General features: G+C 70.0%; 9 protein-coding genes. 7 read left to right on the forward strand and 2 right to left on the reverse strand.

The genetic code is table 11. The features are described 5' to 3' along the window. Positions 1-66: 66 nt before the first annotated feature. Positions 67-1,560 carry a CCA tRNA nucleotidyltransferase gene (locus tag QP029_RS03835; RefSeq protein ID WP_284875539.1) on the reverse strand — a complete coding sequence of 498 codons (1,494 nt, stop codon included), beginning with the start codon at positions 1,558-1,560 and terminating at the stop codon, positions 67-69. A gap of 75 nt (positions 1,561-1,635) precedes the next feature. On the opposite strand from QP029_RS03835, the gene QP029_RS03840 reads away from it, so the two are divergent. From QP029_RS03840 to QP029_RS03870, 7 genes are all read left to right on the forward strand, one after another. After that, positions 1,636-2,445 carry an NUDIX hydrolase gene (locus QP029_RS03840; protein ID WP_284875540.1) on the forward strand — a complete coding sequence of 270 codons (810 nt, stop codon included), beginning with the start codon at positions 1,636-1,638 and terminating at the stop codon, positions 2,443-2,445. Positions 2,446-4,558: 2,113 nt separating this feature from the next. Then, positions 4,559-4,987: a DUF6049 family protein gene (locus QP029_RS03845; RefSeq protein WP_489886007.1), complete on the forward strand. Its 429-nt coding sequence runs from the start codon at positions 4,559-4,561 to the stop codon at positions 4,985-4,987. Positions 4,988-5,022: 35 nt separating this feature from the next. Beyond that, positions 5,023-8,298 (forward strand): murein biosynthesis integral membrane protein MurJ, encoded by a 3,276-nt coding sequence (murJ, locus tag QP029_RS03850; RefSeq protein ID WP_284875542.1) that lies wholly within the window; start codon positions 5,023-5,025, stop codon positions 8,296-8,298. A gap of 109 nt (positions 8,299-8,407) precedes the next feature. Beyond that, complete coding sequence (locus QP029_RS03855) at positions 8,408-8,965, forward strand: sigma-70 family RNA polymerase sigma factor (protein WP_284875543.1); 558 nt, start codon at positions 8,408-8,410, stop codon at positions 8,963-8,965. A 117-nt stretch (positions 8,966-9,082) separates the two neighbouring features. Further along, complete coding sequence (trxB, locus tag QP029_RS03860; RefSeq protein ID WP_284875544.1) at positions 9,083-10,018, forward strand: thioredoxin-disulfide reductase; 936 nt, start codon at positions 9,083-9,085, stop codon at positions 10,016-10,018. 16 nt (positions 10,019-10,034) lie between these two features. Beyond that, positions 10,035-10,364, forward strand: coding sequence for a thioredoxin (gene trxA, locus QP029_RS03865; protein WP_284875545.1), 330 nt, complete (start codon positions 10,035-10,037; stop codon positions 10,362-10,364). 96 nt (positions 10,365-10,460) lie between these two features. Next, a complete protein-coding gene (locus tag QP029_RS03870; RefSeq protein WP_284875546.1) occupies positions 10,461-11,642 on the forward strand; it encodes an N-acetylmuramoyl-L-alanine amidase in 1,182 nt (393 codons plus the stop codon). Here the strand turns inward: QP029_RS03870 and QP029_RS03875 are convergent, their stop codons facing one another. After that, complete coding sequence (locus tag QP029_RS03875; protein WP_284875547.1) at positions 11,643-12,305, reverse strand: hypothetical protein; 663 nt, start codon at positions 12,303-12,305, stop codon at positions 11,643-11,645. Between the last annotated feature and the right edge of the window lie 12 nt (positions 12,306-12,317).

The raw sequence follows: 12,317 nt of genomic DNA on the forward strand, positions 1-12,317 counted from the left end.
TTGCGCTCGAGGGCGTTGAACAGACGGTCGGCGTAGAAGTCTGGCGTGGACACGCGGCGCCCTCCTTTAGTTGGTCTCCTGTGACTGTTCAGCTTCCCACCATGCCCGGAGTTCCGCAATTGCGTCGTCCCGGTCGAGCGGTCCCCGTTCGAGGCGCAGCTCCTTGAGGAAGGCCCAGGCCCGGCCGACGTCGGGGCCGGGGCGCAGGCCGAGGATGGTCATGATCTCGTTGCCGTCGAGGTCGGGGCGCACGCGGGCGAGGTCCTCCCGGGCGGCGAGGTCGTCGATACGCTCCTCCAGGTGGTCGTAGGTGCGCTGGAGGCGGGCGGCCTTCTTCTTGTTGCGGGTGGTGCAGTCGGCGCGCACGAGCTTGTGCAGGCGGGGCAGGAGTTCCCCGGCGTCGTTGACGTAGCGGCGCACCGCGGAGTCGGTCCACTGGCCCTCGCCGAAGCCGTGGAAGCGCATGTGGAGGTAGACGAGTTGACTGACGTCGTTGGTGACGTGCTTGGGGTACTTGAGCGCCCGGAGGCGTTTGCGCACGAGTTTGGAGCCGACGACCTCGTGGTGGTGGAAGGAGACGCGGCCGTCCTCGGAGAAGTCGCGGGTGGCGGGCTTGCCGGAGTCGTGGAGCAGGGCGGCCCAGCGGAGGACGAGGTCGGGGCCGTCCTCCTCCTGGTCCATGGCCTGGCGCAGGACCTGCATGGAGTGGGCGTAGACGTCCTTGTGCTGGCGGTGTTCGTCCTGGGTGAGCCGCATGGCGGGGATCTCGGGGAACACGTGCTCGGCGATACCGGTGATGACCAGGAGGTTCATGCCGGCCCAGGGGGCGTCGCCGAGCATGAGCTTGTCCAGTTCGACCTGGATACGTTCGACGGTGATCCGGTTGATCTCGGTGGCCATGTCCGTCATCGCCGCCTTCACCCGGTCGGCGACACCGAAGCCGAGCTGGGAGACGAAGCGGGCAGCCCGGAGCATGCGCAGCGGGTCGTCGTGGAAGGAGATCTCCGGGGCGGCCGGGGTGTCCAGGCGCCGGCGGGCGAGGTCGTCGAGGCCGCCGACGGGGTCGTGGAAGCGAGCGGCCAGCTCCCCGTCCGACAGGAGCAGTTCGACGGCCATGGCGTTGACGCGGAAGTCGCGGCGGACGAGGTCGCCCTCGAGGGTGTCGCCGAAGACGACCTCGGGGTTGCGGGAGTCGCCGTCGTAGGTGTCGGAGCGGAAGGTGGTGATCTCGATCTGCTGGCCGGACTTCACGGCGGAGACGGTGCCGAACTCGATGCCGGTGTCCCAGACGGTCTCGGCCCAGGCGTCGAGGATCTCGTGGACGGTGTCGGGGCGGGCCGGGGTGGTGAAGTCGAGGTCGTTGCCCAGGCGGCCGAGGATGGCGTCGCGGACGGAGCCACCGACGAGGTAGAGGGGGAGCTCGCGGCGGGTGAACTCGGCGACGAGGTCGGTGAGGACGGGGGCGAGGCCGACGATGGTCTGCTCCGCCCGCGCCAGGAGGGCGAGCGGGGGCAGGGGAGTGGATGCGTCAGCAGTCTCGGTGGGGTCCTCGTCAATCACATCGTCCGAGTCTACCGGGGAGACACGGAGGTCCGGGAATTCGAAACAGCCGCACCACGGGTTACGATCAGGGGAATGACTGACAATGAACGACCCCAGGCGGGATCCGGATCCTCCGGCTCATCCTCCGGGTCGGATTCCCAGGGCCCGAAGCGCCGGCGTCGCCGTCGGCCACGTCGTCGTGCCCAGGGGGAGCAGGGTCAGCAGCAGAAGTCCGGCCAGAAGGCACAGCAGAAGTCCCAGCCCGCCGAGGGTGAGGAGTCCCGCAAGGGCGGGAACCGGGGGCGTCGCAAAGCGGGGGGCCGTAACCGCCGCCGCTCGCCGCAGCAGACGCAGCGAGGGCGGCAGCCGCAGAAGCGACGGAATCAGAGCAACAGCCGGATGGTCACCCGGGATGAGACGTCCGCGGGTGGGCTCGTCGTCTCCGGCCTGGCCGAGGCGGTCAACGATGCCGGCGATGTCGATCTGACCAGGGTGTATGTCGCACTCATCGGCCGGCTGGACCGGCGTGGGCGACTGCTGTGGTCCATGCCGAAGGGGCATGTGGAGCCGGGCGAGGACCGTCGCGCCACCGCCGAGCGCGAGGTGTGGGAGGAGACCGGCGTCTACGGCGAGGCGTTCGCCGACCTGGGTGTCATCGACTACTGGTTCGTCTCCGAGGGGGTGCGCATCCACAAGACGGTGCACCACCACCTGCTGCGTTTCGTCGACGGGGACCTCAATGACGAGGATCCGGAGGTCACCGAGGTCGCCTGGATCCCGGTCGCCGAACTCATCGAGCATCTCGCGTACGCGGATGAGCGCAAACTGGCGCGCACCGCGCATGACCTCCTGCCGGACCTCGCGCGGGAGGAGAAGGCGGCCGGAAGGACCACCCCGCGGTGAGGTGGCGCGTCCTCTCCGCCGCGACCGTGGCGGGCGTGTGCTTGTCGACGGCCGCCCCCCTCGCCGTGGCACTTCCCGCCCCGGTGTCCCCGTCGGACCCCTCCGTGGCGGAGCAGTGGGTCAACCCCGCCGCCCGAGCCGATGAATCCGCCCAGATCGGCCTGCGCGTCATCGACGCCCCCGCTCTCGGTGCGGCGCAGCTGTCGCCCGATCAACCGCTCCGGGTGACCCTCTCGGTGTTCAACAACTCGGATGAGGAGGTCACCGACCTCTCCATCGTCGCCCGCCGCGCCGACGCGTCCCCGTCGGTGGGGGAGGCCCGCCGGATCCTCAGCCTGTCCCGGGAGGCCTACCCCTACTTCGGGCCCGACCTGGACCTGTCGGATCCGCTGGCGGCGGGCGAGCGGCGCGAGATCTCCTTCACCGTCCCCGCCCGTGAGCTCTCACTGACCCCGGGGGCGACCTACCCGGTGATGTTCTCCCTGTCCGGGTCCACCGGCGAGGGACTGCAGCAGCTGGGCACCGAACGGCTCCTGGTCACCGTGGGGGAACAGGCCCCGGCCGAGGACGTGGACACCCCGCCGGAGCAGATTCCCGGCCTGAGCCTGATCTATCCGCTCACCGCCGAGGTGGACATCGTCCCCGGTGAGACGGGCACGGCACCCGAGGACCCCCCGTTGATCCTCGCCTCCGACCAACTGGCTGGCCAGCTCTCGCCCGGCGGACGACTGAGCGAACTGCTCGCGGACTGGCGCACGACCACCGACGAGGTGCGGTCCAGTTCCTGCCTCGCCCTCGACCCGGCGCTGGTGGACACCGTCGCCCGGATGGCCGAGGGTTACACCGTCTCCGACACCCGGCCCGCGCTGGTGACCGAGCCGCAGCGCCTGCGCGACAGCTGGTTCACGGAGCAGGGCACCGAGGTCGGACAGCCCGGCCGGGGGGCCGCCGACGCCGACCGGTGGTTGAGCGATCTCGCCGAGACCGCCGCCACCGGCTGCACCGTCGCCCTGCCGTGGGGCAACGCGGACCTCAACGCCGTGGCCGCCACCGGTGACGAATGGCTGTTCCGGGAGGCCGTCCAACGCGGGCCGGCGACCCTGCAGTCGGTGCTCGGGGTGGTGCCCGAGGGCAACATCGTGGTCCCCGGCCCCGGATACGTCACCGAGCAGGCGGCCCCGCGGCTGGCGTGGGCGGACCAGAGCTCCTCCGACATCCTCACCACGGGCATGCAGCAGGCGTGGGAGGAGTCCGTCGCCCGCCTCACCCCCCGCGACCCGGGCGGTGACGACGACTCCGCCCTCGAGTCCACCGACGTGCCCACCCCGTCCCCGGCCGGCCCGCCCGCCCCGGAGGAGCCGGTGCGGGTGCTCGTCGCCGACAACACCGTGTGGTCGGCCCCGCAGGCCGGCCCGTTCGCCAGCCTGGCGCCGGGCATCACGGCGGTCACCTACCCGGGTGCCCTCGGCGCCGTCCTGGCCGCCACCGGTCCCGCCCCGGTGACCACCGGTTACTCCAACCCGGACAGCCGCATCGACTACCGTGCGGACTCCACCACGGCGCGGGCCGTCACCGCCGGGGCCGCGCTGCGCCTGGCCGTGGACCGGCAGACCCTGCCCGGTGACTGGGCCGAGAGCCCCGAGCCCGTCCTCGCCGTGCCACCCACCCACCTGGACCCGGAGACCGGGGCGGTACTGCTCGACACCGCCGCCGAGCTGCTTGCCGACGACCGCGCCCGCCCCGTCCCCCTCACCGAGGCCGTCACCCCGTCCCCGACGCAGCAGGCCGACCTCGACGCCCAGCAACCGGTCCCGCCGACGCCGGGCAGTGCCCGCTTCGGCTCGCCCTACCCCGATCCGGCCGTGGTCACCGACGCGGAGACCCTGCGCGCCGGCCAGCAGGCCCGCTACATCGATGACCTCACCCGCATGGCGGTCAACGATCCCGCCATCTCCCTGTCCCGCTACGGTTTCACGCTGCCCCTGCGCCGGGACGTGCTGACATCGTTGACGGCGACGTCGAGAAGCTCCTCGGCACCCACGAGGACGCGGTGGAGCGCACCGACGCCCGGCTCGACGGCAACCGGCGCACGCTGCAGGAGCTGCGCGGGTCGGTGGCGCTCATCCCGCCGGGCAACGTCTACACCCGGGTGTCGGAGAGTTCACCGCTGCTCATCGTCGCCGAGAACGGCCTGCCACTGCCCGTCGAGGCCGAGCTGGCGTACTCCGGGCCGGACGGCGCGCGGATCTCCGTGCCCGAGCGGGTCCACATCCCCGCCCACGGCTCGATCACCGTGCAGATGACCGCCGACCTGCCCACCGCCCGGGACCAGACACAGCTGACCCTGTGGCTGGCCACACTCGACGGCTCACCGATCTCCACACCGGTGGATATCACCGTGCAGACGCGGGCCGGTATCGTCGGCACGTACGGAATCGGCCTGCTGCTGGTCGTGGGGCTGTCCCTGGCACTGTTGTTCCGGGTCGGCCGCCGCCGTAAACAGCAGAGACAACACCGGCAGCACCGCCGCAGACGTGGCTGACCCACGGATTGGACACCCCTGAGAATGGTGACGCAGTGACCCCCACCGACAACGCCCCCGCCGCCGGCCACCGGTCGCGCTTCGTCGAGCCCTCCCCGCCGGCCCCGGTCCCCGAGGCCCGCACCACCGGAGCGGTGACACCGGCGGCGGACCAGGACCGCTCGACGCTGACCACCGCCCCCGGGATGGACGTCCCGGCGGTGGCGGACAACGCCGTCGTGGAGACGCAGGTCGCCTCCGACGCCGACGTCGTCCGCGCCGGTGGCTCCATGGCGGTGGCGACCCTCATCTCCCGCATCACCGGGTTCCTGCGCAACCTGCTCATCGGTGCCGCGCTCGGCTCGGCGATCGCGTCGGCGTTCAACACCGCCAACACGCTGCCCAACCTCATCACCGAGATCGTCCTCGGCGCCGTCCTCACCTCCCTGGTGGTGCCGGTGCTCGTCCGCGCGGAGAAGGAGGACCCCGACCGGGGTGCCGCCTTCTTCCGCCGACTGTTCACCCTCTCGGCGACGCTGCTCATCGTGGTCACGCTGCTGGCCACCTTCGCCGCGCCCTTCCTCACCCGGCTGGCCCTCGACGAGGACGGCCAGGTCAACGTCATCCAGTCGACGTCCTTCGCCTTCCTGCTGCTGCCGCAGATCTTCTTCTACGGCATCTTCTCTCTGTTCATGGCGGTGCTCAACACCAAGGGCATCTTCAAACCGGGTGCCTGGGCGCCGGTGGCGAACAACGTCGTCTCCATCACCGTCCTCGTCCTCTACTGGACGATCCCCGGCTCCCTCAACCCCGCCGCCCCCTCCGGCCTGAGTGACCCGCACGTTCTGCTCCTCGGCCTGGGCACCACCCTCGGCGTGGTGGTCCAGGCCCTGATCATGCTGCCGTACCTGAAGAAGGCCGGCGTGGATCTGCGGCCGCTGTGGGGGCTGGATGACCGGCTCAAGCAGTTCGGCGGCATGGCCCTGGCCATCGTCGTCTACGTCGCCGTCTCCCAGGCCGGCTACCTGGTGACCACCCGCATCGCCTCCATCTCGGACGCGGCCGCCCCGAACATCTACCAGCAGGCGTGGCTGCTGCTCCAGGTGCCCTACGGCATCATCGGCGTCACCCTGCTCACCGCGATCATGCCGCGGCTGTCGCGCAACGCCGCCGACGGTGACGACGCCGCCGTGGTCGGCGACCTCAACCTGGCCAGCAAGCTCACCTTCATCGCCCTCATCCCGGTCGTGGTGTTCTTCACCGCCTTCGGCCCGCAGATCGGCAACGCGCTGTTCGCCTACGGCAAGTTCGACACCGAATCCGCCACCCTGCTCGGCCTCACCCTCAGCTTCTCCGCCTTCACCCTCATCCCCTACGCGCTGGTCCTGCTGCACCTGCGTGTGTTCTACGCCCGCGAGGAGGCGTGGACCCCGACCTTCATCATCGCCGGCATCACCGCCACGAAGATCCTGCTGTCCATGCTCGCCCCGCTCGTGGCCACCTCCCCGTCCCGGGTGGTCATCCTCCTCGGTGCCGCCAACGGCTTCGGCTTCGTCGCCGGCGCGGTCATCGGCGCCCTGCTGCTGCGCCGCAAGCTCGGGCACCTGGGCACCCGCTCCCTGCTGCGCACCACCCTGTGGGCCGCCGCCGCGTCCCTCATCGGCATCGCCGTCGCCCTGGTCACCGACTTCCTCCTCCTGCTGCTCGCCGGCGGCATCCTCGAGCCGCTGGGCTCCGTCGGCTTCCTCCTCCGGATCGGTGTCGACGGCGTCATCTTCCTCATCGCCACCGGCATCGCCCTGTCCTTCTCCGGGCTGCCGGAGGTGCAGAACCTCGGTCGCGCCCTGGCCCGGATCCCCGGCCTGTCCCGCTTCGTCCGCCCCGACACCAGCCTGGCCATCGAGGTCGAGGCCCCCAGTGCCACGGAGCGCTCCGCCCAGCTGCTGGCCATGGACGCCTTCAACTCCTCGCCCGTCCCGCCGCCGATGTCCGCCGGCGTCGTCCGGGGCCCTCGCCTGGTGCCCGGTGCACCGGTCTCCGACGGCCGTTTCCGGCTCCTCGCCGACCACGGCTCCGTGCCCGGCGCCCGCTTCTGGCAGGCCAAGGAGCTGGCCACCGGCCGGACCGTCGCGCTGACCTTCGTGGACACCACCGGCAACGCCCCACTCGCCCCCGCCAGCCCCGCCGCGGCCGCCGGCGTCGCCGCCGAGGTCTCCCGCCGCACCCGCAAACTCACCGAGATCGACGGCGTGGCCGCCGACATCGAGGTCCTGGCCTACCGTTCCGGCTGCCTCGTCGTCGCCGACTGGGTGCCCGGCTCCGCCCTCAAGGCCGTCGCCGAGGCCGATGACCGCCTCGACCCGCAGGCCGTCGCCCTGGCCCTGGCCCCGCTGGCCGACGCCGCCGCCGAGGCCCACGCCCGCAACACTCCGCTCGGCCTGGACAACCGCGCCCGTATCCGCATCTCCACCGCCGGTTCGGCCGTCCTGGCCTTCCCGGCCGTGCTCGCCGACTCCTCGCGCGACCGCGACCGTGCGGCCATCGCCTCGGCCCTGACCCTGCTCGCCTCATCGAGCACCGGCCTCGATGAGCTGGTCGAGACCGCCCGCGACGAGGACACCGACATGTCCACCCTCGCCACCCGTCTCCGCGCCTTCGGTGGGGTCGAGGAAGAGTCCGTCCCGCCGACGGAGGCGGACGCGGAGAGCACCGGGGAGATCCTCGTGGTCACCGAGGATTCCGCCCCGAAGCCCTCCGAGCGCCCCGGCTTCGGCTCCAAGTCCTACTCCGGGAAGATGACCGCGGTCATCGCGGTGCTCGCCATCACCGCCGTCGTGCTCGTCGCCGTCCTGACCACCTACGTGGCCAGCCTGTTCAGCACCTCCGACGACGGCCCCGTCAACCCCGAGTCGATCCAGGGCTCCCGGACGGAGACCGCCCCACGCGCCCTGCCGGTCATCCTCCCGCTGGCCGGTTCGAGCAGCCCCGAACTCGTCGACGACGACCCCACCACCGGCTGGCGCAGCGACACCGTCCCCGCCGGCGTGAGCCTCACCCTGGAATCCCCGGCAGACCTGCAGCACCTCGTCGTGGAGACCGACTCCCCGGGCGCCACATTCCACGTCTACGAGCTTCCCGCCGGCACCGACCCGGCCACCGTCGACACCGCGTCCCTGCCGGAGCTGGCCGCCGGCACCTTCATCCCGGGCACCAACAGCATCGAGCTTGTCGACGCCGCCGACGTCCCCGGCGTCCTCCTCTGGGTCACCGGTGGACCCGCGACCGGTGACCCCGTCACCGTCGACGACGCACAGGTCATCGGCTTCGACTGACCCTCATGCGCCCACTGTGGTGGGCGTCATATCCCCTCGGGTGGCGGGGACCCCGGGCGTGGGTTGAAATTGGGTCGAGGTGCGGACGCACCATTTCCGGGGGGAAATAATGACACAACCAGACGGCGAACTGGTCGACGCCTATGTCGCAGGTGACATGCGGGCATTCAGCGAGATCGTGGAGCGTCACCGGACACGACTGCTGTGGGTCGCCCGGAAATATGGTCACAATGAGGATGATGCCCAGGACATCGTCCAGGAGGCCCTGCTCCGCGCCAGCCGCAAGCTCCACACCTACCGGCACGAGTCGAGCCTGAGCACCTGGCTGCACCGCCTGGTGATGAACACCGGCTGGGACTTCCGCAACCACCGCCGCCAGGTGGAGACGACCACCCTCGACGAGGAGGCGGTGCCGCATGAGATCAACCTCCGGCTGTCCATCGACCCGATCCGTCAGCGCGAGGTGATCCTCCAGCTGCGGGAGGCCCTCGACCGGCTGCGCCCGGACCAGCGCACCGCGCTGTGGCTCATCGACGTCGTGGGATATTCCGTCGCCCACGTCGCCGAGCAGGAGGGCGTGCCACCGGGCACGATCAAGTCCCGTCGGGCCCGGGCCCGGACCGCGCTGCGGGAGGACATGTGGGGCGCCGCCGCCCAGGCGGTGTGAACGCACGGGTGACGGAATGTTCCCGGGGCGGGCAGGGTTGCAGTGGGAGGAGCCGGGCGGTGAGCCGTTAGACTTGCCCCCGGACGAAGAATGACATCAACCCAGGAGAACCCCACCATGACGGCACCTGCCACCATCCACGACGTGGCCATCATCGGATCCGGCCCCGCCGGTTACACCGCCGCCCTCTACGCGGCGCGTGCGGAGCTCAAGCCCATCGTCTTCGAGGGGTACGAGTACGGCGGCTCCCTGATGACCACCACCGAGGTGGAGAACTTCCCGGGTTTCCAGAAGGGCATCATGGGCCCGGAGCTCATGGAGGAGATGCGTGCCCAGGCCGAGCGTTTCGGCGCTGACCTGCGCATGGAACTGGTGGACAGCGTGGAGCTGGCCGGCGACGTCAAGCGCATCCATGTCGGCGACGAGGTCCACGAGGCCCGCACCGTCATCCTGGCCACCGGTGCCGCCCCCCGCCTGCTCGGTGTCGAGGGCGAGGACACCCTCATGGGCCGCGGCGTGTCCACCTGCGCGACCTGCGACGGTTTCTTCTTCAAGGGCAGGGAGATCGCCGTCATCGGCGGCGGTGACTCCGCCATGGAGGAGGCCACCTTCCTCACCAAGTTCGCCGACAAGGTGACCATCGTCCACCGCCGTGAGGAGTTCCGCGCCTCCGCCATCATGCTCGAGCGCGCGAAGGACAACGACAAGATCGAGTTCGCCCTCAACAAGGTCGTCGACCACGTCATCGACGACGGCGGCAAGGTCGGTGGCATCATGCTGCGCGACACCGTCACCGGCGAGGTCTCCGAGCTGCCGGTCGCCGCCATGTTCGTCGCCATTGGCCACGATCCGCGCTCCGCGTTCCTCGAGGGCCAGGTGGCGCTCAAGGAGGGCGGCTACGTGGAGGTCGCCGAGCCGTCCACCGCCACCAGCGTCCGCGGCGTGTTCGCCTGCGGTGACCTGGTCGACGACCATTACCAGCAGGCCATCACCGCGGCCGGTTCCGGTTGCCGCGCCGCCATCGACGCCGAACACTTCCTCGCCGCCCTCTAGAGAAAGGCACACCGCCATGAGCACGAACAACGTCGTCGACGTCACCCAGGACACCTTCAAGTCCGTCGTCATCGAGTCCGACAAGCCCGTCATCGTCGACTTCTGGGCCGAATGGTGCGGTCCCTGCAAGAAGCTCAGCCCCATCATCGAGGACATCGCCGCGGAGATGGGTGACCAGGTCACCGTGGCCAAGGTCGACGTCGACTCCGAGCGCACCCTGGGTGCGATGTTCCAGATCATGTCCATTCCTTCTGTGCTCATCTTCAAGGACGGGGAGAAGGTCGACGAGTTCGTCGGGCTGCGTCCGAAGAAGGAGATCGTGGCAAAGCTGGAGTCACATCTGTAACTGGTAGCCTGAACAGACGACAAACGAGCAGCACCGGCCGACTCCTGACGGCTGGGATAAGATCTGTGGCATCTGACCCAGGGAAGGAGTGTCGTAGTGAAGACATTTCATGTCGGCGACCGCAGCCCCCGAGTGGCAGAGGCTCGCTCCACCCTGGCCAGGCTCGGCCTTCTGCCCGATTTCCAGGACGATCTCACGGACTGGAACTCCCAGAAGTACTCGGAGGATGACAAGCTCTTCGACGAGCACCTGGCTGAGGTTCTCAAGGCCTTCCAGCAGTCCCGGGGCATCGTCCCCAGCGGCGACATCGACGAGCTGACCCTGCGGGAGCTGCGCCTGGCCTCCTACAAACTCGGCGCCCGCGTGCTGGCCTTCCAGCCGGGCAATGAGTTCGTCGGTGATGACGTCTCCCAGCTGCAGCAGCAGCTGCAGGAGCTCGGCTTCTACGCCCACCGCATCGACGGCCACTTCGGTGAGGCCACGCACGCCGCCCTGGTGGAGTTCCAGCTCAACTCGGGCCTGCAAGATGACGGAATGTGCGGTCCGGACACGATCCGCGCCCTCAACCTCCTGGGCCGCCGTATCACCGGCGGCAACCCCCAGGCGATCCGGGAGCGGGAGCACGTCCGCAGTGCCGGTCCCCGTTTGGCGGGCAAGCGCGTGGTCATCGACCCGGCGCTCGGTGGCGCCGACAAGGGCCGCACCGTCACCGGCATGCACGGTGCCATCTCCGAGGAGGAGATCCTGTGGGATCTGGCCTCCCGGATCGAGGGTCGCATGATCGCCGCCGGCATGGAGACCATCATCTCCCGGCCCCGGATGGATTCGCCGTCCCCGAAGGCGCGGGCGGAGATCGCCAACGCCTTCGGCGCGGATCTCATGATCTGCCTGCAGTGCGACAGCTACCAGAACGAGCTGGCGGAGGGTGTGGCCACCTTCTACTTCGGCTCCGAGTTCGGGGCGAGCTCCCTGACCGGGGAGACGCTGTCCGGGTACGTGCAGCGCGAGATCGTCGCCCGCACGGAGTTCCTCAACTGCGGTAACCATGCCCGCACGTGGGAGCTGCTGCGTCTGACGCAGATGCCCACCATCGAGGTCGTCGCCGGCTATCTCACCAACCCCGGGGACGTGGAGAAGCTCACCGACCCGTCGGTGCGTGACGCCATCGCCGAGGCCATGGTCGTGGCGGTCAAGCGCCTGTACCTGCTCGACGAGGACGATCAGCCGACCGGCACCTTCAAGTTCGCGGAGCTGCTCAAGGCCGAGAACGGCCTGTAGTCAGCACACGCTCGCCCGGGTGAGCAGTTCCTCCACGTCGGCCGCGCTGAGCAGGTCGTGCTGCGGGGGCAGGTCGAGTCGCAGGCGGGGCAGGACCGGATGGTCGGCGACGACGCGGAATCCGGCGGCCTCCAGCACGGGGACGGACATGAGGCCGATCTCCGGGGCGGAACGCAGCAGGTCGCCGACGGGGCCGCACAGGAGGCTGTCCACGTCGGTGCGGGCGAAGAAGTCACTGCGCCAGCCGAACGCCTCCACGGCGGAGGCGTCCTTGTCGGTCAGTTCCATGATCGCGGCGTCGAGAAGCACGCTCTCCAGGCCGATGCCGGCGAAGCCGGGATCGATGTAGAGGGAGGTGAGGAGCTCGGCGTCGTCGGAGACGGGGGCGGTGGGCAGCTGATTGGCACCGGGGGCGTCGGTACGCGAGCAGTAGAGGATCGTCGCGATGGTGTGGCGGGTTTCGGTGCGGACCAGGGAGAAACCGCAGCAGCCGTAGTCCATGAGGATCCGGGCGAGCCAGGCCTCCTTCTCGAAGGCAGGATCGCCGGTGCTGAGCACGGTGGTGGCGGTGTCCGCGTCGAGTTCCCAGAAGATGCTGCGCGCGGCCTGGGCGTGGATCTGCCCGAGGGTGTCCTGGCTCAGGGGGACGAGTGACGTGTACACCGCCGGCCCCGT

The organism is Corynebacterium suedekumii (assembly GCF_030252185.1).
Taxonomy (GTDB): Bacteria; Actinomycetota; Actinomycetes; order Mycobacteriales; family Mycobacteriaceae; genus Corynebacterium; species Corynebacterium suedekumii.

Bases quoted from the DNA above. Each gene is read 5' to 3' on its own strand.
- QP029_RS03840 (WP_284875540.1), top strand. From the start codon at position 1,636: ATGACTGACAATGAACGACCCCAGGCGGGATCCGGATCCTCCGGCTCA.
- QP029_RS03855 (WP_284875543.1), top strand. From the start codon at position 8,408: ATGACACAACCAGACGGCGAACTGGTCGACGCCTATGTCGCAGGTGAC.
- trxB (WP_284875544.1), top strand. From the start codon at position 9,083: ATGACGGCACCTGCCACCATCCACGACGTGGCCATCATCGGATCCGGC.
- trxA (WP_284875545.1), top strand. From the start codon at position 10,035: ATGAGCACGAACAACGTCGTCGACGTCACCCAGGACACCTTCAAGTCC.